Genomic DNA, 21,106 nt, shown 5'->3' on the forward strand with positions numbered 1-21,106 from the left:
CAAGGGAGCAATGCCTTGAGCATCAACGAAGCCGTCACCAACAGTGCCCACAAGAAGGAACGGGCGTACCACTTCGACCGGCACACCTCGGAGTATCGGCTGAACTTCCAGTCCATCACCGAAGAGATGCACGCCAAGTGCCCGATGGCGTGGAGCGAGACGTACGACGGCCACTGGGTCGCGGCCGGCGCGCAGGAAGTCTTCGAACTGGCCCGGTGCCCGCATGTCTCCAACGACCACGACGTCAACAACGAACGCAAGGGCTACAAAGGGATCTCCATCCCGCCGGCCAAACGAGCCGTCGGGGTACGTGGCGGCATGCTGGAAATGGACGGCGAAGAACACCGCTTCTACCGCAACGTGGTCAACCCGTACCTGTCCCCGGCCGCCATCAAGCGCTGGGAACCCTTCATCGACGACATCGTGCGCGCCTGTATCAACGAGAGGATCGAGGAAGGCCGCATCGACTTCGTCGATGACCTGGCCAACATCGCGCCCGCGGTGTTCACGCTGGCGATGCTCGGCATCCCGCTGAAGAACTGGACGATCTACTGCGAACCGGTCCACGCGGCGGTCTACACGCCCGAGCACGACCCCGACTCGGTGCGGGTCGCCGAACTGCACCGGCAGATGGGCATCGACCTTCTCACCAATTACTTTGAGATCAAAGAGAACCCGCGTCCGGGCATCGTCAATGCACTGGCCACCGCCCGGATCGACGGCGAACCGGTTCCCGACATCGACGCGCTCGGCATGGTGGGACTGGTCATCGGCGGCGGTTTCGACACCACGACGGCGCTCACCGCTCACTCGCTGGAATGGCTTTCGGAGAACCCCGACCAGCGGGAGTTGCTCAGCACCAAACGCGACACCCTGCTGGACCCCGCCACCGAGGAGTTCCTCCGTTACTTCACCCCCGCCGCCGGCGACGGGCGCACCTTTTCCGAAGACGTCGAGGTGGAGGGCACCGCGTTCAAGGAGGGTGAGCGACTCTGGCTGTCCTGGGCGATGGCCAACCGCGACCCCTCGATATTCGAGGACCCCCACAGCATCATCATCGATCGTAAAGGGAACCGGCACTTCAGCTTCGGCCTCGGTGTGCACCGCTGCATCGGCTCCAATGTGGCCCGCACCGTGTTCAAGTCGATGCTGACCGCGGTCCTGGACCGGATGCCCGACTACCGCTGCGACCCGGAGGGCACCGTGCACTACGACACCATCGGCGTCATCCAGGGCATGCGGCACCTGCCCGCGACATTCACCCCGGGCAAGCGGATCGGGCCGGGGCTGGAGGAGACCTTGGAGAACCTGCAGCGGATCTGCGACGAGCAGCAGTGCGCCCTGCCGATCACCGAGCGCAAGGAAGCCGTCGTTCTCGACTGAATCCTCGGCCACGAGAATTTTTCATGACGCACGAAGGGCGTAGGCGGCGGTGACGACACGGTGCTCCGGGAAGGTGGCTCTGGTCACGGGGTGCAGTCGGGGTCTGGGCAAAGCGATCGCCCAGCGCCTGGCCGACGAAGGCGCGACGGTGGTGCTGACCGCCCGAACCGCTCAACCCGATCCCAAGTACGACGGTTCGCTGGCGCAAACCCAGGATGAGATCTCCGGCCGCGGCGGTACCGCGATCGCTATCGCCGCAGACTTGTCCAAGGCCGCCGACCGCGAGCGGCTGTTCGCCGAGACAGTGGCCCAGGTCGGCCCGCCCGACATCCTGGTCAACAACGCCGCCGTGACGTTTCTGCGCCCGCTGGACACCTTTCCCGAGCGGCGAATTCAGCTGATGCTGGACATGCACGTGCTGGCACCCTTGCATCTGGCGCAACTCGCGATCCCCGGCATGCGCGAACGCGGCCGAGGCTGGATCCTCAACATCACCTCGGTGGGTGGGGACTTGCCTTCCGGCCCGCCGTTCTCCGAGTTCGACCGCACCGCTGGCTTCGGGATCTACGGGATGGCCAAGGCCGCCTTGAACCGACTGACGAAAAGTCTTGCGGCCGAACTGTTCGACGACGGCATCGCGGTCAACGCCGCAGCCCCCACCAACCCGGTGGCCACTCCCGGAGCCGGGAGCCTCGACCTGGCGAAAACGGATACCGAGGACATCGAACTGATCACCCGTACGGCCCTGCTGCTGTGCACCGCCGACCCGGTCACCATGACCGGCCGCATCGCGCACACCCAGTCGTTCTTGCGCGAGATGGGCGCGCTGAGCTGAGTGCCGATGTTCTCGCCGGGCTGCGGCAGCGGCTCGCTCCTATCTCGGATCTGGGGGCGCTGGCCGGCGGGGCGTCGAGCCTGACGTTCGCCGGTGCGCTCGCCGGACGCCGGGTCGTCGTCAAAGTCGCCCCACCCGGCCTGCCGCCGGTCGGCCACCGTGACGTGTTGCGCCAGGCCAGGATTCTCCGCACTCTCGCGGGCACGGCAGTACCGGTGCCCGAGATCGTCGCCGAAGACCACGGCGAGCCACCGGAAGTACCGCCGCTGTTCGTGATGTCCTTCATCGATGGTGCGGCGGCCGAGCCGCTCTTCGATGCCGTCGACGCGGGTCCCGCTGAGGTGATCGCGCAACGGTTTCAGCACGCCGCGCAGCTGCTGGCGGCACTGCATCGGCTGGTCCCGGCTGAACTCGGGCTGGGCGATGAGCCTGTGGTGGCGCCGGGGGCCGAACTCGACAAGTGGTGCCGCAGCCTGGCCACTGTGCCGGAGGAACTGGTGCCGGATTGGCAGCACGTCGCCGCGACGTTGCGCTCGACGACTCCGGCCGCCAGCACGCCGGCACTCGTGCACGGCGACTTCCGATTGGGCAATCTGCTGTCCGTCGGCGGGCGGATCACCGCCGTCGTCGACTGGGAGATCTGGTCGGTAGGCGATCCGCGCGTCGATCTGGGCTGGTTCCTGATCAACGCCGACCCGGGCACCTACGGCCGGGCCACGCCGTACCGCGGGCTGACTCCCCCGGTGCCCGAGCTGGCCGCGCACTACCGGCGCGCCTTGGGGCGCAGCATCCCCGATCTGGGCTGGTTTCAGGCACTGGCCTGTTTCAAATCGACGGCGACCTGGTCGTTGATCGTCAAACACAACCGTCGCCGCACGACACCGGACCAGGAGCTCGAGCAGATGGCCGCGGCGCTGCCACGGCTGCTGGGCAGGGCTCTGCAACACCTTGCGTGCTGAGTGGGCTTCCAGCGCAGCGCTATTCGCGCGGGATGCCGGCGAGTTTGTCCGCGAACTTGGCTTCAGCGGCTGCCCGCAGCCGCAGCAGGTGCTCGCTGGGGAAGACGTCCGGTGCCGGCGTGGTGTCGGCGAGCAGCAGCCGCGCCAGCGTCACCTTGTGCACCTCGGTGGGCCCGTCGGCCAGACCCAGCACGAAGGACTCGGTCAGATACTGGACGAACGGCATCTCGTGCGAGGTGCCGAGCGAACCGTGGATCTGCAGTGCCCGAGCCGAGACATCATGCAGCACCTTCTGCATCATCGCCTTGACCGCGGAGATATCGGCGCGCACCGCGCGATAATCGTTGTGTTGATCGATCTTCCACGCCGTCTGCAGGGTGAGCAGGCGGAACGCCTCGATCTCCATCCACGAGTCGGCGACCATCTCCTGGACCAGCTGCTTGCGGCTCAGCGATTCGCCTTGGGTGTGGCGCGAGACCGCCCGTTCGCACAACATGTCGAAGATCCGCCGGACCAGCCCCACGGTGCGCATCGCGTGGTGGATGCGACCGCCGCCCAGCCGGGTCTGTGCCACTGCGAACGCTCCACCGCGCGGCCCGAGCATGTGATCTGCCGGCACCCGGACGTTCTCGTAGCGGACGTAGCCCTCTCGTCCCCCACCGCCGAGCGGCTGGTAGCCCAGTCCGACGTCGCGCAGCACGTTGATTCCCGGCGTTTCGGACGGCACCACGAACATCGAATGCCGTTGGTAGGGCGGTGCGTCCGGATCCGTCACGGCCATCACGATCAGAAACGACGCCATCGACGCGAACGACGAATACCATTTCTCGCCGTTGATCACCCAGTGGTCCCCGTCGGGGACCGCGGCGGTGGTGAACACCTTGGGGTCGGCGCCGCCCTGGGGTTCGGTCATCGAGAAGCAGGAGATGATGCGGTTTTCCAGAAGCGGTTCCAGGTAGCGGGTCTTGAGTTCCGGGGTGCCGTAGTGCGCCAAGATCTCGCTGTTGCCCGAATCGGGCGCCTGCGAACCGAACACGATGGGCGCGCATTCCGAGCGGCCGAGGATCTCGTTGAGCAGAGCCAACTTGACCTGGCCGTAGCCCGGGCCGCCGAGGTGCGGACCCAGGTGGGTGGCCCACAGCCCGCGCTCCTTGACGATTTCTTGCAGCGGCGGAATCAGCGCCTGGCGCACCGGGTCGTTGAGGTCATGGGATTCCTTGACGATCAGGTCGATCGGCTCGCATTCCGCACGGACGAATTCGTTCACCCACTCCAGTTGCTCCGCCCACTCCGGGTCCGTGGAGAAATCCCATGCCACTGAATCAATCCTTTCGCTACTGCTGTGTCCATTTACTGCGACGGGCACCCGCATCCTCGGTGGCGTGGCTGAGGACCTGGTTGCGGTTCTCCAGTTCCAGTGCCGCGCCCAGCCCGCCGGCATCGATATTGACCTGCAGGGCCCGCTTGGTCAGCTGCACTCCCAACGGCGCCAATCCGGCTACGTGCCCGGCGATTTCCAGCGCCCGGTCCATCAGCTCATCCGGCCCGACCAGTTGACTCACCAGCCCGCGCCGATCGGCCTCCTCCGCCGACACGGTGCGCCCGGTGAGCATCCAATCCGCCGCGACCGAGGCGCCGACGATCCGGGGCAGGTGATAGCTCATGCCCATCTCCGCCCCGGAGAGCCCGAGCAGGATCGCGGCGTTGCCGAACGTTGCGGCGGTGGAACACAGCCGGATATCGGCCGCCAGGCACATCGCCAGGCCGGCTCCCACGCACGGCCCGTTGACCGCGGCGATCACCGGCTGCGGCAGGGCGTGGATCGCGTGCGCCAAGCCGGCCATGGCCTCCTGGAAGCGCAGCCGGTCGATCGCCGGATCATCGGCGTCGAGCATCCCCGGCCCGAAGTCGCGCATATCGATACCGGAACAGAATCCTCGGCCCGTCCCGGTGACCACGACCGCCTTCACCGCTGCATCGGCGGCGATGTTCGCCAGTGTTGCCGTGATCTCGTCGCGCATGGTCTCGTTGACGGCATTGAGCCGGCTCGGGCGATTCAAACGCAGGACCCGCACACCGGGAGCCGGGGACTCGATATCGAGGGTTTCGGCTGTGGGCGTCATCGGATTCGCTCGATGATCGTCGCGGTGCCCATGCCGGCACCGGTGCACATGGTGACCAGACCGGTGGCCAGGTCGCGGCGCTCCAGCTCGTCGAGCACCGTGCCGATCAGGATGGCGCCGGTCGCGCCGATCGGATGCCCCAGCGCGATGGCGCCGCCGTTGACGTTGACCCGTTCCGGATCCAGGCCCAGATCGCGAATCGTCTTGAGCGGCACCGCGGCGAACGCCTCGTTGATCTCCCACAGATCGATGTCTGCGACATCCATTCCCGCCTTGGCCAGGCATCGCTGCGCCGCGGGGCCCGGTGCGGTGAGCATGATGATCGGCTCGCTGCCGATCGCCGCGGTGGCACGGATCCGGGCACGCGGTGCAATGCCGTGCGCGTTCGCCCAACTGGGCGAAGCGATCACCGCCACGGCGGCGCCATCGACAACACCCGACGAGTTCCCGGCGTGGTGAACGTGGTCGATCCGGTCGATTCCGGGGTAGCGGTTCAGGCAGATCTCGTCGAAGCTCAGCTGCTCGCCGGGGACTCGGGCGCTGCCGGCCTGCTCGAACGCCGGCCGTAGCGTCGCGAGTTTGTCCGCGGTTGTTCCCGGCCGCGGGTGTTCGTCGATACCGGCGATGATCTCACCGGACTCTGAGCGGACGGCGATCAGCGACTTGTCGAAGTATCCCGCCGCGATGGCCTCGGCCGCGCGTTGCTGGCTTGACGCGGCGAAAGCATCCACGTCGGCTCGGGTGAAACCTTCCAGCGACGCGATCAGATCCGCCGAAACCCCTTGCGGAACCGTCGGGTACATCGCGCGAAAGGAGGGGTTGGCGCCGTCGATGGTCGGTACGCCGACGGTGACATCCCACCGAGACATCGATTCGACGCCGCCCGCCACGACCAGGTCCTGCTGCCCGGCGGCGATCCCGGCGGCGGCCACGGTGATGGCCTGCTGGCCCGATCCGCAGAACCGGTTCAGCGTCATTCCCGGCACGGTCTCCGGCCAGCCGGCCAGCAGCAGCGCCAATCGGGCTATGTCGTCCCCGTGATCACCGGCCATGATGCCGTTGCCGGCGATCACGTCGTCGACGTCGGTCGGATCGAAGCCCACCCGGTCGGCGGCCGCGGTGAGGCATTGCCCCAGCAGGTCCTGGGGATGAACACCGTGCAGCGCGCCGTCGGGACGGCCCCGACCACGCGGTGTGCGCACCGCGTCAACGATTAGTGCATCCACGCTCTCCGAATCCCTTCTCTGAAACGCAGGCTCGCGCCCTCACAGCGGAAACCTAGTGCGAATACCGTTGAAGCGCTCCCACATCAGTGCGCGGCGCTCGGCCACCGTGACCCGCGCGGTCTCGCGGGGCAATACCGCAGCGAGATCGGCATGTCTGACCAGCCGGGTTTCCAGCGGCACCGGGTGACCGGCCAGCATGTGCCGGTAGGTGAGGTTGCCGCGTTCGAAACCCTGCGTGTCGAGCCAGTTGCGCACGCCCGGGTCCCGATGCGCCAGCACCAGGCGCACCTTGCCGTCGGGGTCAACCGAGGCGCGGCTCGGGGTGTAGCTCACCGGCCGGTACAAGAAGTCCATGCTGGTGAAGAACACGCCCATGTTCGTCACCATCCACAGTCCTTCGTGGGCGTCGAACTCGACCACCAGCGCCTCATCCGGCGCCAGCTCCCAGTACATGTTGGCGGCCGCACGACCGCGTTTGGCGTCCGCGTCCGTGGTGGTGATCTCCGGGAATCGGTTCGGGCGTGTCGCGTCGACTCCGCCGTACGTGAAGGGGAACTCGGGCCAGTCGGCCATCGCCCCGGTGATGAACTCCGCCGCCCATCCCATCGCTTCGATCAACGCCTCGGGGCCGGGGACCGGTTTCGGTGCGGTCATGTCCACCCGCTCGATGCACAGGCGCGCGGGCTGCTCATCCCAGCGATCGAAACCCTGACGGATGAATAGTTTTCGCGTCTCCGGAGTGGTCGGCAGCCAGTTCGGCCCACGTTCGGTTCCACCGAGGTAGAGCTCGAAGGTGCCGTCCGGTTCCGCGGTCAGCTGGTGGCCGAAGAGGTTGGCTTCCGGTACATCGCCGAACGGCTCGTGGAGGACGCCAGGGCCCGGGGGCCGGCGCCCCTGCACGGTCATATTGAAAAACGGTGCGGTGCCGCGGGTCCCGCTGACCCGGTAGGTGGATTCGCCGTCGATCCAGGCTTGCTGGTAGGTGAAGTCGGCGCAGTCGCCGCCCAGCTTGCGGGTCGGGTTGCAGAAGGTGTGCAGCGTCGGGTAGCGGGTGTCGCGGGTCTCCAGCGCCAGGTCGAACGCCTGCCCGAGATTCTGGGTGAGGAAGCGGAACGCGTCGGCTCGCTGCACGCCAGCGGTCGCGTTGTAGTCCTTGAAGGATTGCCGGCCGGCCGCTTTCAGCTGGTCGCAGAACCGGCGCCACGCCGCATCGAGCGCCGCATCGTCGGGACCGTCGCCGAAAGCCATCGTCGAAACTCCTTCCTCAGCAGCCCAGTTCGGCGAGCATCGCGGTGACTGTTGTCCCGGCCCGCTGCGCGGCGGCCAGCGGTCCTTCGCGGTCGATGCGCGGCCCGAGCAGTTCGAGGTCGAACCCGAACGGGTAGCCGGCGGCCAATGCCTGCGCCAGCACCGGCCGGATCGGGATCGCGCCGTCGCCGGGGACGGCGCGGGCCGGAAGCGCGCGATCGCCGAGCACGTAGTCGCTCAGTTGGATCAGCCGGGTCCGGGGCAGCGCCCGTGCCATCAGCTCGCTCAGCCCGGCTTCGGCCCAGCAGTGAAACAGGTCCACACAGATGCCCAGGCCTGCCATCTCGGCAAGGGTGATCGTGTCGCGCAGAGTGTGTCCCAGATGAAGATCGGCGTACAGGCTGGACGCATTCTCGACCGCCAGGTCGACGCCGGCCGCTTCCGCGCGCCTCGCACAAGGTTCGATTGCGGCGCTGAAGCGCTCGGCGGCCTGCTCCCAGGTGAGTGGGCCGCGGCCGCCGGTGAGCAGGTAGATGCACCGGGCCCGAGCGGCTGCGGCGGCGTCGATCAGCCGCGCCAGCTCTGTTCGGGCGGTGCGGATCTGCTCGGCATCCGCCGGTACCCGGCCACCGCCGAACAGGTGATAGACCGCCTCGATGCGGTAGTCGCCGGCGGTGACCAGACCGGTGAAGCCGCGATCGAGCAGTTGGCTGTCCAGGATGCTCAGGCGCCGCACACCGAGCGTTTCCCAAAAACCGCGCAGCTCGGCGGGACTCGCACCCAGGAAGGTGACGTTGTGCACCGACAGCCGCTCGTGCATCGCCAACTCACTCGCGCTTCTCGATGAGGACACCGAAGCGTTCCCGGAACGGCGCGAACTCATCGTGCAACGCGCCCAGGTCCTCGCCGATGTCGGTCAGCACGCTGGTCGAGTAGTGGAACTTGCCGTGCCGGTCGCCGCGGTTGTGCGCCAGATAGTGGCGCATCGCGGTTTCGGCCTCGCCGGTCAGCGGCCGGCCGCAGAACCGGTAGTAGCGTTGCACGGTCGCGACCGGGTCGGCGATGAAGTCGGTGTAGGGGACGTGCAGGATCCGCGGGTCGTCGACCAGGGGATCCGACATGGTGTTGGCGATGCCGGCCCGCGTCATCTCGAGGTGCTTCTTGGCCTCCACCGCCAGGTCGACCGGCCCGACGATGCCGTCGAGGATGTCGGCCATCATCATCGTGCGTGACGCCGCGACCTGTACCGGGTCTCGGTGCAACCACACCAGGTTCGCATCGGGATAGGCGGCGAACAGCTCGGCGAGCCGAAACCCGTGGAAGCCCTTGAGTACCCAGTACTTGTGCGGCCGTGCGTACTGGAGCTGCTGCAGCATGGCCTTGTGCAGGCGGTACTGTGCCGCCGCGTCGACGGGCAGACCGGCGACCACCGCCGGCATCGGCACCCGCCACCAGGCGGTCGGTGTCATCACCCGGAAGTCGAACGCCCAGGTGCGTTCGTCCTCGGGCAGACCGTCGCCGAGCATGTCGTTGTAGGGATGGCTGTGCAGCCACTTGGGCAGCCGGGCGTTGATCTCGCGCCAGTCCGCATCGGCGCGTGCGCGGCGGGGGTCGTCCGGCCCGGCGAGGCCCGGCGGCGGCGAGGGGTACATCACCTCCCAGAACCGCAGTGCGCGGGCGTTCGGATCCACCGACATCAGCGCGTGCATCAGCGTGGTGCCCGAGCGCGGTTCACCGGTGACGAACATCGGCCGGTCGATGACTTCCTCGCCGATCGGGTGCCGGCCGCGGTCGGCGATCAGCTCCAGCCGGGAGGTGAGCAGCCAATGAGAGACCTGCCGGGCTTGTTCGGCGCCGTCGGCGTCCAAGCCGAAACCGTTCAATTGCGCCACGGCCACCGAGAAGCGCTCCGGCAGCGAAGGATCGCCGTAGTCGTCAGATCCGGTCTCGCGCTGGGCCCGGGCGAGCATCGCGGCGGCATCGAGTGTCGTCATGCGGTCCGGCCTTCGCACAGCGCCGCGAGTTCGTCTTCGGTCTCGCGTACCCGTGCCGCGGACGCGGCAGCGAAGTCCAGTCCGGCCATGGCCGAGTAGTCCAGGATCTTGGGGACCCTCAGGCCCGCATCGACGTACGTCTTGATGATGCGGGCGACATCTTTCGGTGTGCCGTGCGGCACGATCGCCAGCAGCGCCTCCGCCTCGAACCGATCCAGGAAGCCCAGAATGCGCTCCCGTGACAGCAATGCCGGGTCGATGTCGTGGAATCCGCCCCAGTCCTCGCCCATCGGATGATCGAACCCGAAGCGCCGCAACACCTGCGCGGACACCTGCAGCAGGAAGGACGCCACCAGTGGCGTCCGGGCGATCTCGGCAAGCGCGTCGTCGTCGTCGCCGATGAGACAGACCTGGACGAAACACGGCGTGATCGCCATCGGGTCACGGCCGGCGCGCTGCGCCGATTCGCGCACTGCGCCCAGCATCTCGCCGTACTGCTCGGGGGTCCACGCCCCGGCCGGCCACCATCCATCGGCGTAGCGTCCGACGATGTCGAGCATCCGTGGGCCGCTGGCACCGATCCAGATCGGTGGGACACGCCCATCGTGGGGCTCGGTGTCCATTCGAGCATGGTCCAGGCGGTAGAAGGCGCCCTGGAAGTCCACCGGTCCGTCGCTGTCCCAGAGCAGCCGGATCACCTGCAGCGCTTCCTCGAAACGGCTCACCGGCCGGTCGTAATCAAAGCCGTAGGGCACGATGTTCTCCCGCTCACCGCTGCCCAGTCCGAGGATGAAGCGGCCTTTCGACAAGTGGTCGATGGTCAGCGCGCTCTGGGCCAGCGATGCCGGGTGGCGGCGCACGGTGTCCACCACACTGGTGGCCAGGGGCACCCGCTCCGTCAGAACGGCTGCTGCGGCTGCGACCGCCAGGGCATCGAGATGGCGGTGCGGCGAGGGCGAGACGGTGGCCAGATCGGTGAATTCCGGTGTCCACAAGGCATCCGGCCAGAAGCTGACCATATGGTCGGGCATCCAGACGGAATGGTATCGGCCGGTGTCGAACTCGGTCAGCGTCGACAGGTCCAGGGGCAGGGTGGTCCGCAGGAACGCGGCCGGCCGAACGCATGACATCGGCGTCCTATCGCGTCAACCGCGGGGCAGGCCCAGCACCTGCTGGGCGACGATGTTGCGGTGGATCTCCGAGGTGCCGCCGGCGATCGTGCCCGAGAAACTCCGGGCGTGCCGTTCGAACCAACTGGCGAAGTAGCTGTCGAGGTTCATCGGCGCATACGCCCCGGAACTGGCCGGGTGGATCAGACCCGATGACCCCGCGGCGTCCAGTGCGTAACCGGTGGCGTACATCTCGGCTTCGGAGCCGAGCAGCTTGAGCACCGACAGGGCGGGCACGTCCTCCTCGCCGCGGGCGGCCCGGGCCAGCGCCCGGGAGCCGAGCAGGCGCAGCGCCTGATAATCCATGACGGCCGTGGCGAACTGGTCGCGTTCCAGCGCACCGTCGGGGCGAAAATCGGCGATCACATTGTCGAGCCGGTCGGCGAAACCCAGCCACATCATGGTGCGTTCGTGCCCGAGGGATCCGTTGGCCACCCGCCAACCGCCGTTGAGCGGGCCCACGAGGTTCTCCCCCGGCACCCGCACATCGGTGAAGAACACCTCGTTGAAGTCTTTGTCGTCGATCCCGCAGATGGTGGGGAACGGGCGGCATACCACGCCCGGGGTGTCGGTGGGGATCAACAAGACGCTGATGCCCTTGTGCTTGGGTGCATCGGGATCGGTGCGCACGAACGTCAGCAGCACATCGGCGTCGTGAGCACCCGAGGTCCACACCTTCTGGCCGTTGACGATGAAATCCTCACCGTCGCGGTCCGCCCTGGTCCGCAGCGACGCCAGGTCCGAGCCGGCGCTCGGCTCGCTCATCCCCAGCGACGCGGTGATCTCGGCACGCAGAATCGGCACGGCCCAGCGCCGCTTCTGCTCATCGCTGCCGAACGAAAGCAACGACGCCGCAATGATATTCACACCCTGTGGATTGAAGCTGTGATAAATCCGGCGCCGACACAGTTCTTCCAAGTGGACGAACTGCTGCAGCAGGGTGGCGTTTCGGCCGCCGAACTCCGGCGGATTGCCGGGCAGCAGCCAGCCGTTGTCGAACAGCAACCGCTGCCAGCGGCGCGCCCACTCCGGCATGTGCGACACCGACCGCGGCCGCTCCAACGTGTCGGCCTCGGCGGGCAGATTGGCGTCGAGGAAGGCCGCGAACTCGGCACGGAACTCCTCGACCTCGGGATCAAACGTGAGCTGCAAGGTACTCCTCTGCGATGGCCGCGCGGTGCTCCGCGGCACCACCGAGCATCAGCTCACCGGCTTTAGCCCGCTTGAGCGCGAACTGCAGGTCGTTCTCCCAGGTGAAGCCCATCGCGCCGAACAGCTGCAGCCCGTGCCGGAAGACGACCGACTGACATTCCCCGGCCGCCGCCTTCGCCATCGCCGACGCCATCCGCCGCCGGGGGTCGTCGGCCGCGATCGTCAGCGCCGCGAAATACGCCAGCGCCCGGGCACGTTCGATCGCCACGTGCATGTCGGCCGCCTTGTGCTGGACCGCCTGGAACGAGCCGATCGGCACCCCGAACTGCTGACGACCGCGTACGTGCTCGAGTGCCAGATCGAGGATCCGCTGGCAGGCGCCCACCATCGTCATCGCCATCCCGGTGAGCGCGACATGGCGGGCCCGCTCGACGTCGACGCGCATCCGCGCGGTGTCAGGCACCTCGACGCCGCTGAACGACACGTCGGCCACGTGCAGGGTCGGGTCGAACACCGAGGCTGTCCGCGTCGTCACCGCGGCGGCGTCGACCAGAAACACCCCGGCATCGGCGACCACCGCCAGCCGTTCGGCCCGATCACCATCGAGCACGTTCAGCGCGGTTCCGTCCAGCACCCAGCCGGCGGCGTTGCGGTAGGCGCTCACGCCGCGGTACACCGCCGCGCCGGCCGAACCGTCGCCTCGATGGTGCTCACCGACCAGGGGGGCGAACTGGGTCATGGTCGCCAGGAACGGCGTGGGGTCGGTGGCGCGGCCCAGTTCTTCGAGGACGATCGCCAGCTCTACCGCGGTCTCCGGCTCGTGCAACTCGGTCCAGCCCAGATCGACGTAGACCTTCCACAACGAGTCGATCGCATCGTCCGAGCCGGCCACGGCCTCGGCCACACCGCGCACCAGCGAGGGCGAGCACTGCTTGCCCACCACGTCGCGCACTGTGCCCTGCCACAGTCGCTGATCCGCATCGAACTCCAACAGCATTGCGTCACCTCCTCCACGCGCCCGTCGAGAATAACATTCTCGTTAGCGAATGTAACGATCTCAATCTGAGATACCGTGCTGCCACACCGTATCGCGGGCTGGAAGCGGTCGCCGTGCCGCCTGCCTGCACCGGCCGCTCGCCCCACGTATGAGAATCCAGTTCTTGCAAGCAAAGAATACAGCTATACAATGGAGTCCGGCTCGTGGTGACTCCCCGCAGCACGCTCTGTGGCGGGCGCAGGGTCCGGCGAATGAAGGGCGGAGTTGATGATCGAACACCCGGACGGCACCGGGACGCCCGTCGTCGACGCCAGCGTGCACATCTTCGCGGCGTCCAACAAGGATCTGCGCAGCTACCTGCGGGAGCCCTATCGCAGCCGCGGCTTCCCCGACTACGAGATGGACTGGTACGGGGCGCCGGGCGGCGAGTATGCCCCGGGCACCGAGGGCGCGAAAGGCCAATACCCGGGCTCGGACCCCGACGTGGTGGCCCAGCATCTGTTCGCCGACCGCGGTGTCGACGTGGCGGTGCTGCACCCGATGACGCGCGGGATCATGCCCGATCGGCACCTCGGGTCGGCGATCGCCGCGGCGCACAACGAGATCCTGGTGTCACGCTGGCTGGACCACCCCGAGCACGGCGAGCGCTTCCGCGGCACGATCCGGGTCAACCCAGACGACATCGCCGGAGCGCTGAAGGAGATCGACCGGTGGAAGGACCACCCGCGGGTGGTGCAGATCGGCGTTCCGTTGCAATCCCGCGAGCTGTTCGGCAAGCCGCAGTTCTGGCCATTGTGGGAGGCGGCGATCGACGCCGGCCTGCCGGTGGCCGCGCACATCGAGGTCGGCTCGGGCATCGCCGCCTCCCCGACGCCGTCGGGGGGCACCCGCACCTACGAGCAGTACGTCGGATTCATGGCGTGCAACTACCTGTACCACCTGATGAACATGATCGCCGAGGGCGTGTTCGAGCGGATGCCGGCGCTGAAGTTCGTCTGGGCCGACGGCGGCGCGGATCTGCTGACCCCGTTCATCTGGCGGATGGACACCTTCGGCAGGCCACACCTGGAGCAGACACCGTGGGCACCCGAGATGCCCAGCGACTACCTGCCCGAGCATGTGTACTTCGTGCAGGGCGCCATGGACGGTCCCGGAGACACCGAGTTCGCCGGGGAATGGTTCGGCTTCACCGGCAAGGACGACATGGTGATGTATGGGTCGAGCTATCCGCACTGGCAGCGCAATGAATTGGCGGTGCCGAGCACGTTCAGCGCCGAACAACGCGACAAGCTGTGCTGGCGCAATGCCAGCCGGCTTTACGGCATAGAAATCCCGGCCGTTCCGGCCGCCGCGGGCGCACACTAGAGAACAGCTGGATCAAGGGAGAGCACCATGACCGTGACAGCCACAGAGCGCAAGCCGGCGGCCGAGCGTGTCGCCGTGCGATGCGTGGACTCCGACGTCCATCCGGTACCGCGGCGCGGCGAGCTGACCCCGTACATTCCCGAGCCGTGGCGTAGCAAGTACTTTCTGACCCGCCGGATTGGCGAACAGATCTACTACGACGCCCCCGACTACGCGCACGCATTCGCGATGCGCGTCGACGCGTTCCCGTCCGACGGTGAGTTCCCCGGCAGCAGCCCGGAGTTGGCGTTCAAACAACTGATCATGGAGGCGGGCTCCGACTTCGCGATCCTGGAGCCCGCCGCCTACCCGGCACGGATCCTCGAAGCCCAGCACGCGATGTCGTGTGCGCTCAACGACTGGCAGGCCAACCACTGGCTGGACAGCCACAACAACTGGCACCAGCGGTGGCGCGGGTCGATCTGCGTCGCGATCGAGGACCCGTCCGGCGCGGCCGCCGAGATCGAGAAGTGGGCCGGCCACCCCTACATGGCGCAGGTCCTGATCAAGGCCGAGCCGCGGCCGTCGTGGGGCGATCCCAAATACGACCCGATCTGGACCGCGGCCACCAAACACGACATCACCGTCAGCTGTCACCTGTCCCGCAGCCACCACGAAGAGCTGCCGATGCCGCCGGTGGGGATGCCCAGCTACAACCACGACTTCATGGTCACCTACTCGCTGCTCGCGGCGAACCAGGTGATGAGTCTGGTGTTCGACGGCGTCTTCGACCGGTTCCCGACCTTGCGCATCGTGCTCGTCGAACACGCCTTCACCTGGATCCTGCCGCTGATGTGGCGCATGGACGCCATCTACGAGGCGCGCAAGTCGTGGCTGGACATCAAACGCAAACCCAGCGAATACGTCAAGGACCACATCAAATTCACCACCCAGCCGCTGGACTACCCGGAGGACAAGACCGAGCTGATGCGCGCTTTCGAGTGGATGGAGTGCGAGAAGATTCTGCTGTACTCCTCCGACTACCCGCATTGGACGTTCGACGACCCGCGCTGGCTCGTCAAGCACCTGCCCAAGGCGGCCCGCGAAGCGGTGATGTTCAAAAACGGCTTGAAGACCTACCACCTTCCCGACACGGTCCCGGCCCTCGAGGGTCAGGTACGGGTGTTCTGAATGAGCCACGACGACCAGCGGCCCCGGCTGGCCCAGGGCCGCGAGCACATCGTTGCCACTGTCGACGAAATCCCGCCCGGCACCCATAAACTCGTGCCGATCGGGCATCACGGCGTGGGCGTGTACAACATCAACGGGACGTTCTACGCGATCGCGAACTTCTGTCCGCATCAGGGCGGGCCGCTGTGCGCCGGGCGGCTGCGCGGCCGCACCGTCGTCGATGAGACCGCGCCGGGAGACGCCGCTACGGTCCGGGACTTGGAATACATCTACTGCCCTTGGCATCAGTGGGGTTTCGAACTGGCCACCGGCACCACCGCGGTCAAGCCCGAGTGGAGCATCCGAACCTACCCGGTGCGGGTCGTCGGCGACGACGTCCTGGTCCAGGCCTAGCACACAGGAGTTTTCGGTGCCCGCAGTCGAAATCAACGGTGGAAACGTCGTCTATGAGATCCTCGGCGACGCAGGCGATCTGATCGTCTTAACCCCCGGCGGCCGGTTCTCCAAGGAGATCCCCGGACTGCGCCCATTGGCCGACAAACTCGTCGAGGGTGGCTACCGGGTGCTGCTGTGGGACCGCCCCAACTGCGGGGCTTCCGATGTGCAGTTCTACGGCCAGTCCGAATCGCATATGCGCGCCGAAACGTTGCACGGACTGCTCACCGCTCTGGGCACCGGGCCGTGCATCATCGCCGGCGGCTCGGGCGGCGCCCGAGACTCCATGCTGACCACCATGCTCTATCCAGAGCTGGTCACCAAGCTGGTGCTGTGGAACATCGTCGGCGGCGTGTACGGCTCCTTCGTGCTGGGGTCCTATTACGTGGTGCCCAACATTCTGGCGGTACGCGGCGGCGGCACCCAGGCGCTGGTGGGCCTGCGCGAATGGCAGGAGCGCATCGAGGAGAACCCGGCGAACAAGCAGCGGCTGCTCGAGCTGGACTCCGACGAGTTCCTCAAGGTGATGCTGCGCTGGCTGAACGCCTTCGTCTCCAAGCCGGGGCAGACGATTCCCGGTGTCGACGACGAAATGTTCGACCGCATCAGGGTTCCCACGCTCATCATCCGCGGCGGCGAGAACGACTGGGATCACCCGAAACGCACCTCGCTGGAGGTGAGCTGTCTGATCAAGGGATCCGAACTGATCGACCCGCCGTGGCCCGAGGACGCCTGGGAGCGGGCCGGCGAGGAGCGCGCCGCCGGAAAAGTCAGTCACTTCAACATGTTCGACACCTGGGTGCAGGCCGCCCCGGCCATCCTGGAATTCCTGGGTCGCTGATGACCTCAGCGGCTGTGGATATGAACCTCGCAGTTCAGCGACGCCTCCAGCGCGGTGTGGATGCGACTCTCGCCGACCCGCGCCACGTCCGATTCGGCCAGGGTCACGTGGACGACGTCCAGACCGTTCGCTCCCGGTGTCCGGCCGATCTCGCCGGTCAGCCCCAGCCCAGCCAGCACTCCGTGCGCGTCGTCATCGGTGCCCCTACTCACGTAGGTCACCACACCGGGCTTCGGCGCGGTGTCGAAAGCCTTGGCGCACAAGCGGGTACCGGTGTCGACGAGGTCGGTGTCGGCCCCGGTGATCAGCAACCGGACCTGGCGCCGGCCCGCCGGCATCGCCGCAACGTCGGTCTCCACCAGCTCGACGCCGGCCCGCCCGGCCAGGTCACGCAGCGTCGCCATTCCGGCCGCCAACTGCTCACGGGTCAGCTGCCCGGTCGGGTCGATGTCGACACGCACCACCGCTGTTCTCACGTCCGCGAGCCTAGCCAAACGAGGTGGCAATGACGACAACTGCCGCGAGACCGGATATCACTGTCGCCACCTGGCCGGACTGTGCACCGCGTCTGTTGCGTGAGGGCATCGAGGATGGTGCCAGTTACATCGCCGCGGGCGGCTACCGTGCGCTCGCCGACGCCGACGAGTTCCTTCAGGAGGTGGAACGCAGCGGCCTGCTCGGGCGCGGGGGCGCGGCCTTCCCGCTGGGAGTCAAGTTGGCGTCGGTGCGCGCCGCCAGCGCCCGCCACGGCCGGGACGCCGTCGTCGTCGCCAACGGCGAGGAGGGCGAACCGGCGTCGATCAAAGACCGCTGGCTGCTGCGCAACCGCCCCCACCTGGTGCTCGACGGCCTACGTCTGGCGGCCGCCACCGTGGCCGCCACCCGCGCCTACGTCTACGTCTCCGACCTGGCAGCGGCCCGTAGCGTTGAGGATGCGCTGGCCGAGGTCGGCCCGGAAGTCCTTGGCGGGATGACGATCAGCGTGTTCACCGTCGACGCGGGTTATGTGGCCGGTGAGGAGACCGCAGCGGTGCGGGCGATCAACGGCGGCCCGGCCAAGCCGACCGACAAACCGCCACGCCCCTACCAGAAAGGGGTCGCCCAGCGACCGACGCTGGTCTCCAATGTCGAGACGCTGGCGAATCTTCCGTATCTGCAGCGGCACGGCGCGGTGGCGTTCCGCTCGGCCGGGACCGCGTTGTCCCCGGGAACGTTCCTGGCGACGGTGACCGGCGGCGGCCGGCCGCCCGTGCTCTACGAGCTGCCGCACGGTATCGCGGTCTCCGAACTGCTGCAGTTGCACGGGGTTCCGCTCGGCCAGGTCCGTGGGTTGCTGATGGGCGGCTACTTCTCCGGCCTGTTGAACCGCGAAGCGCTGGACGCCACCCTGGATCACGAGACCCTGCGTGCCGGCGGCAGCGGCCTGGGCTGCGGCGCGATGGCGGTGCTGACCGACGACTGCCCGGTCGCGGTGGCGGCCTCGGTGCTGGCCTATTTCGGGCGGGAGAACGCCGGGCAGTGCGGGTCGTGCTTCAACGGCACCGCCGCGATGGCAGCAGTCGCCGAGGCGCTGAGAGACGGGGCAGCGACCGCCGAGGAGGTCGAGCGGCTGCAACGCTGGGCCGGGGTACTGCCCGGGCGCGGCGCCTGCGGCACGCTGGACGGCGCCACCAATGTGGCGGCGAGCCTGTTGATCCGGTTCCCGGAATCGGTGGCCGAGCACCTGGACGGCGCCTGTGCGACCTGCGGCGGTAGCGCCTTCCGGGCCGAACGCCCCTACGCGGTCGAGGAGGTGACGCCATGAAGATCCGGCTGGATCGCACCATGTGCGACGGATTCGGGTTCTGCGCCAAACACGCATCCAAGTACTTCTCCCTCGACGACTGGGGCTACGCCTCCCTGACCGGCGACGGCACGGTGGACGAGGCGGACGAGCATGACGTCATGCGCGCCCTGCTGGACTGCCCGGTACACGCCATCATCGAGATCACCGAGGACGATGCCGAATGAGCGCACCGGGCCGCCCCCTGCCCTCGATCACCCTCGAGAACGAGTTCTTCTGGACCGCAGGTGCCGACGGCGTGCTGCGCATCCAGGAGTGCCGGGACTGCGCGGCGCTGATCCATCCACCGCAACCGGTGTGCCGGTACTGCCGCAGCCAGAACATGGGCGTGCGCGACGTTTCCGGGCGGGCCACCCTGGCCGGGTTCACCGTCAACCACCGGTTCAGCCTGCCCGGCATGCCGGCGCCCTACGTGGTGGCGCAGGTCGCGATCAATGAGGATCCCCGAGTTCGACTGACCACCAACATCCTCGACTGCGATCCGGGCCAGCTCGAGCTCGGCCAGCAGGTGGAGGTCGTCTTCGAGAACATCGAGGATGTGTGGCTGCCGCTGTTCCGGCCGGTGGCCGACAGCACGGAGACCAAGCCGCTGCCCGCCGACGAGATCGCACCCGAGGACTTCGCACAGCACGTGCGCCCGATGGTGAGTACCGAGAAATTCGAAGACAAGTCGGCGATCACCGGGGTCGGCGCTTCACGACTGGGCCGTCGACTCATGGTTGCGCCGCTGGCACTGACCGTGGAGGCATGCCAGGCGGCCGTCGCCGATGCCGGGCTGACCTTCGATGACATCGACGGGCTCTCAACGTATCCGAGCCTGGACGTAGCCGGCATGGGCGAAGGCGGCGTCACGGCACTGGAGGGCGCTTTGGGATTGCGCCCGACCTGGATCAACGGCGGCATGGACACCTTCGGGCCCGGTGGTTCTGTTATCGCCGCGATGATGGCCGTTGCCGCCGGACTCGCGCGCCATGTGCTGTGTTTCCGAACCGTGTGGGAATCGACGTTCAGCGAGCTGCTCAAGGCCGGCAAAGCCTCGCCGCCGGGCGGACAGCGCACGACCAGCTGGCAGATGCCGTTCGGCGCGACCTCCGCGGCGCACACGCTGGCACAGAACGCCCAGCGGCACTTTCACCGTTACGGCACCACCCGCGAGACGCTGGGCTGGATCGCGTTGAACCAGCGGGCGAATGCCGCGCTGAACCCGGCAGCGATCTACCGCGACCCGATGACCATGGACGACTACTTGTCGGCCCGGATGATCACCACGCCGTTCGGGCTCTATGACTGCGATGTGCCCTGCGACGGCGCGGTGGCGGTGATCGTCTCGGCGGTAGACGCCGCCCGTGATCTGGCCAAGCCGCCGGTGCTGGTGGAGGCGGTCGGCACGCAGATCATCGAGCGGACCGACTGGGACCAGAGCACGTTGACCCACGAGCCTCAGGTGCTGGGTCAGGCCGCGCATCTGTGGTCGCGAACCTCACTGCGCCCGGCTGATGTCGATGTCGCGGAGCTCTACGACGGCTTCAGCTTCAACTGCCTGTCCTGGATTGAGGCGCTGGGCTTTTGCGGTATCGGTGAGGCCAAGAGCTTTCTGGACGGCGGCACCAACATCGCCCGCGACGGGGTGCTTCCGCTGAACACCCACGGCGGTCAGCTCTCCCACGGCCGCACCCACGGAATGGGGCTGATCCACGAGGCCGTCACCCAGTTGCGCGGCGAGGCGGGCGAGCGTCAGGTGTCCGGCGCCCGGGTCGCGGTGACGAGCAGCGGCGGGCTGACCCCCAGCGGGGTCATGCTGCTGCGGACCGACACATGAGTCCAGCCGTTCGCCCGCGGACGGTCAGCGCCGACGGCATCCCGATGTCGGCGCTGCTGGTCGAAGTCCCCGAGCCGCGCGCCGTCGTGGTCGCCCTGCACGGCGGCGGAACCACGTCGGCGTATTTCGACTGCCCGGGCCAGCCGCACCTGTCCCTGCTGAGAGCCGGTGCCGCGCTGGGTTACACCGTGATCGCCCTGGACCGGCCAGGCTACGGCGCTTCGGCGCTGTACCCGGAGTCGATGGACGACCCTCAGCAGCGCGTCCGGCTCGCCTACCGGGCGCTCGAGCGGATCCTCGGCGATCGGGACCGGGGCGCCGGACTGTTCGTCCTGGGCCACTCCAACGGGTGCGAACTGGCGCTGCGCATGGCAGCCGATGAACGCGGCGACGAATTGCTCGGCCTGGAACTGGCCGGCACCGGGCTGCACTACCAGGCCGCCGCGCGCGACGTGCTGAGCAAGGCCGGTCCCGGCCAGCGACCGGTCGGCCTGCGCGAACTGCTCTGGGAGCCGGCATCGTTGTATCCCGACGAGGTGCTGCGCGG

General features: G+C 67.7%; 21 protein-coding genes. 11 read left to right on the forward strand and 10 right to left on the reverse strand.

Annotated elements, in window-relative coordinates:
* Positions 1 to 15 precede the first annotated feature (15 nt).
* From A5648_RS20615 to A5648_RS20625, 3 genes are read left to right on the forward strand one after another with little or no spacing between them, the layout of a single operon-like run.
* Positions 16 to 1,383 (forward strand): cytochrome P450, encoded by a 1,368-nt coding sequence (locus A5648_RS20615; RefSeq protein WP_065026339.1) that lies wholly within the window; start codon positions 16 to 18, stop codon positions 1,381 to 1,383.
* A 49-nt stretch (positions 1,384 to 1,432) separates the two neighbouring features.
* Positions 1,433 to 2,218 carry an SDR family NAD(P)-dependent oxidoreductase gene (locus tag A5648_RS20620; protein ID WP_065026340.1) on the forward strand — a complete coding sequence of 262 codons (786 nt, stop codon included), beginning with the start codon at positions 1,433 to 1,435 and terminating at the stop codon, positions 2,216 to 2,218.
* Entirely contained in the window at positions 2,215 to 3,177 is a 963-nt protein-coding gene (locus tag A5648_RS20625) for a phosphotransferase family protein (protein ID WP_065026359.1), read from the forward strand. The genes A5648_RS20620 and A5648_RS20625 overlap by 4 nt, the downstream gene beginning before the upstream one ends.
* Before the next feature lie 19 nt (positions 3,178 to 3,196).
* Here A5648_RS20625 and A5648_RS20630 read toward each other — a convergent pair whose 3' ends face one another.
* From A5648_RS20630 to A5648_RS20670, 9 genes are read right to left on the reverse strand one after another with little or no spacing between them, the layout of a single operon-like run.
* Positions 3,197 to 4,495 (reverse strand): acyl-CoA dehydrogenase family protein, encoded by a 1,299-nt coding sequence (locus A5648_RS20630; protein WP_065026341.1) that lies wholly within the window; start codon positions 4,493 to 4,495, stop codon positions 3,197 to 3,199.
* A gap of 16 nt (positions 4,496 to 4,511) precedes the next feature.
* The gene (locus A5648_RS20635; protein ID WP_065026342.1) at positions 4,512 to 5,300 is read right to left on the reverse strand and encodes an enoyl-CoA hydratase/isomerase family protein; all 789 of its coding nucleotides are present in this window, start codon (positions 5,298 to 5,300) and stop codon (positions 4,512 to 4,514) included.
* The gene (locus A5648_RS20640) at positions 5,297 to 6,514 is read right to left on the reverse strand and encodes an acetyl-CoA C-acetyltransferase (protein WP_267887842.1); all 1,218 of its coding nucleotides are present in this window, start codon (positions 6,512 to 6,514) and stop codon (positions 5,297 to 5,299) included. The genes A5648_RS20635 and A5648_RS20640 overlap by 4 nt, the downstream gene beginning before the upstream one ends.
* Positions 6,515 to 6,565: 51 nt before the next feature.
* Complete coding sequence (locus A5648_RS20645) at positions 6,566 to 7,774, reverse strand: DUF1214 domain-containing protein (protein WP_065026343.1); 1,209 nt, start codon at positions 7,772 to 7,774, stop codon at positions 6,566 to 6,568.
* 16 nt (positions 7,775 to 7,790) lie between these two features.
* The gene (locus A5648_RS20650; protein WP_065026361.1) at positions 7,791 to 8,594 is read right to left on the reverse strand and encodes a sugar phosphate isomerase/epimerase family protein; all 804 of its coding nucleotides are present in this window, start codon (positions 8,592 to 8,594) and stop codon (positions 7,791 to 7,793) included.
* A gap of 7 nt (positions 8,595 to 8,601) precedes the next feature.
* Positions 8,602 to 9,768 carry a sulfotransferase family protein gene (locus tag A5648_RS20655; RefSeq protein ID WP_065026344.1) on the reverse strand — a complete coding sequence of 389 codons (1,167 nt, stop codon included), beginning with the start codon at positions 9,766 to 9,768 and terminating at the stop codon, positions 8,602 to 8,604.
* Entirely contained in the window at positions 9,765 to 10,898 is a 1,134-nt protein-coding gene (locus A5648_RS20660) for an LLM class flavin-dependent oxidoreductase (RefSeq protein WP_065026345.1), read from the reverse strand. The genes A5648_RS20655 and A5648_RS20660 overlap by 4 nt, the downstream gene beginning before the upstream one ends.
* Before the next feature lie 15 nt (positions 10,899 to 10,913).
* Positions 10,914 to 12,089, reverse strand: coding sequence for an acyl-CoA dehydrogenase family protein (locus A5648_RS20665; RefSeq protein ID WP_065026346.1), 1,176 nt, complete (start codon positions 12,087 to 12,089; stop codon positions 10,914 to 10,916).
* Positions 12,073 to 13,086 carry an acyl-CoA dehydrogenase family protein gene (locus A5648_RS20670; RefSeq protein ID WP_065026347.1) on the reverse strand — a complete coding sequence of 338 codons (1,014 nt, stop codon included), beginning with the start codon at positions 13,084 to 13,086 and terminating at the stop codon, positions 12,073 to 12,075. The genes A5648_RS20665 and A5648_RS20670 overlap by 17 nt, the downstream gene beginning before the upstream one ends.
* 267 nt (positions 13,087 to 13,353) lie before the next feature.
* Here A5648_RS20670 and A5648_RS20675 point away from each other — a divergent pair, with 267 nt between their 5' ends.
* Genes A5648_RS20675 through A5648_RS20690 form a run of 4 tightly spaced genes read left to right on the forward strand, consistent with a single transcriptional unit; the run spans position 13,354 to position 16,897 of the window.
* Positions 13,354 to 14,451, forward strand: a complete 1,098-nt coding sequence (locus A5648_RS20675; protein ID WP_207511795.1) for an amidohydrolase family protein — start codon at positions 13,354 to 13,356, stop codon at positions 14,449 to 14,451.
* A 27-nt stretch (positions 14,452 to 14,478) separates the two neighbouring features.
* Positions 14,479 to 15,621: an amidohydrolase family protein gene (locus A5648_RS20680; protein ID WP_065026349.1), complete on the forward strand. Its 1,143-nt coding sequence runs from the start codon at positions 14,479 to 14,481 to the stop codon at positions 15,619 to 15,621.
* Positions 15,622 to 16,014, forward strand: coding sequence for a Rieske (2Fe-2S) protein (locus tag A5648_RS20685; RefSeq protein ID WP_065026350.1), 393 nt, complete (start codon positions 15,622 to 15,624; stop codon positions 16,012 to 16,014).
* A 16-nt stretch (positions 16,015 to 16,030) separates the two neighbouring features.
* Positions 16,031 to 16,897 carry an alpha/beta fold hydrolase gene (locus A5648_RS20690; protein WP_065026351.1) on the forward strand — a complete coding sequence of 289 codons (867 nt, stop codon included), beginning with the start codon at positions 16,031 to 16,033 and terminating at the stop codon, positions 16,895 to 16,897.
* Positions 16,898 to 16,902: 5 nt separating this feature from the next.
* Here A5648_RS20690 and A5648_RS20695 read toward each other — a convergent pair whose 3' ends face one another.
* Entirely contained in the window at positions 16,903 to 17,373 is a 471-nt protein-coding gene (locus tag A5648_RS20695) for a hypothetical protein (protein WP_082966619.1), read from the reverse strand.
* A gap of 29 nt (positions 17,374 to 17,402) precedes the next feature.
* On the opposite strand from A5648_RS20695, the gene A5648_RS20700 reads away from it, so the two are divergent.
* From A5648_RS20700 to A5648_RS20715, 4 genes are all read left to right on the forward strand, one after another.
* The gene (locus A5648_RS20700; RefSeq protein ID WP_065026353.1) at positions 17,403 to 18,701 is read left to right on the forward strand and encodes an NADH-ubiquinone oxidoreductase-F iron-sulfur binding region domain-containing protein; all 1,299 of its coding nucleotides are present in this window, start codon (positions 17,403 to 17,405) and stop codon (positions 18,699 to 18,701) included.
* Positions 18,698 to 18,907, forward strand: coding sequence for a ferredoxin (locus A5648_RS20705; protein WP_065026354.1), 210 nt, complete (start codon positions 18,698 to 18,700; stop codon positions 18,905 to 18,907). The genes A5648_RS20700 and A5648_RS20705 overlap by 4 nt, the downstream gene beginning before the upstream one ends.
* Positions 18,904 to 20,559 carry a thiolase C-terminal domain-containing protein gene (locus tag A5648_RS20710; RefSeq protein ID WP_065026355.1) on the forward strand — a complete coding sequence of 552 codons (1,656 nt, stop codon included), beginning with the start codon at positions 18,904 to 18,906 and terminating at the stop codon, positions 20,557 to 20,559. Before A5648_RS20705 ends, A5648_RS20710 begins: the two co-directional genes overlap by 4 nt.
* A partial coding sequence (locus A5648_RS20715) for an alpha/beta hydrolase (protein WP_207511797.1) occupies positions 20,556 to 21,106 on the forward strand: 551 nt, incomplete at its 3' end. The genes A5648_RS20710 and A5648_RS20715, both read left to right, overlap by 4 nt.

Source organism: Mycolicibacter sinensis, assembly GCF_001673565.1.
GTDB classification, from domain to species: domain Bacteria; phylum Actinomycetota; class Actinomycetes; order Mycobacteriales; family Mycobacteriaceae; genus Mycobacterium; species Mycobacterium sinense_C.

Excerpts from the sequence above, each read along its gene's own strand:
- A5648_RS20655 (WP_065026344.1), bottom strand. The coding sequence starts at position 9,768 with ATGACGACACTCGATGCCGCCGCGATGCTCGCCCGGGCCCAGCGCGAG.
- A5648_RS20660 (WP_065026345.1), bottom strand. The coding sequence starts at position 10,898 with ATGTCATGCGTTCGGCCGGCCGCGTTCCTGCGGACCACCCTGCCCCTG.
- A5648_RS20645 (WP_065026343.1), bottom strand. The coding sequence starts at position 7,774 with ATGGCTTTCGGCGACGGTCCCGACGATGCGGCGCTCGATGCGGCGTGG.
- A5648_RS20650 (WP_065026361.1), bottom strand. The coding sequence starts at position 8,594 with ATGCACGAGCGGCTGTCGGTGCACAACGTCACCTTCCTGGGTGCGAGT.
- A5648_RS20685 (WP_065026350.1), top strand. The coding sequence starts at position 15,622 with ATGAGCCACGACGACCAGCGGCCCCGGCTGGCCCAGGGCCGCGAGCAC.
- A5648_RS20710 (WP_065026355.1), top strand. The coding sequence starts at position 18,904 with ATGAGCGCACCGGGCCGCCCCCTGCCCTCGATCACCCTCGAGAACGAG.
- A5648_RS20705 (WP_065026354.1), top strand. The coding sequence starts at position 18,698 with ATGAAGATCCGGCTGGATCGCACCATGTGCGACGGATTCGGGTTCTGC.
- A5648_RS20635 (WP_065026342.1), bottom strand. The coding sequence starts at position 5,300 with ATGACGCCCACAGCCGAAACCCTCGATATCGAGTCCCCGGCTCCCGGT.
- A5648_RS20675 (WP_207511795.1), top strand. The coding sequence starts at position 13,354 with ATGATCGAACACCCGGACGGCACCGGGACGCCCGTCGTCGACGCCAGC.
- A5648_RS20680 (WP_065026349.1), top strand. The coding sequence starts at position 14,479 with ATGACCGTGACAGCCACAGAGCGCAAGCCGGCGGCCGAGCGTGTCGCC.
- A5648_RS20670 (WP_065026347.1), bottom strand. The coding sequence starts at position 13,086 with ATGCTGTTGGAGTTCGATGCGGATCAGCGACTGTGGCAGGGCACAGTG.
- A5648_RS20700 (WP_065026353.1), top strand. The coding sequence starts at position 17,403 with ATGACGACAACTGCCGCGAGACCGGATATCACTGTCGCCACCTGGCCG.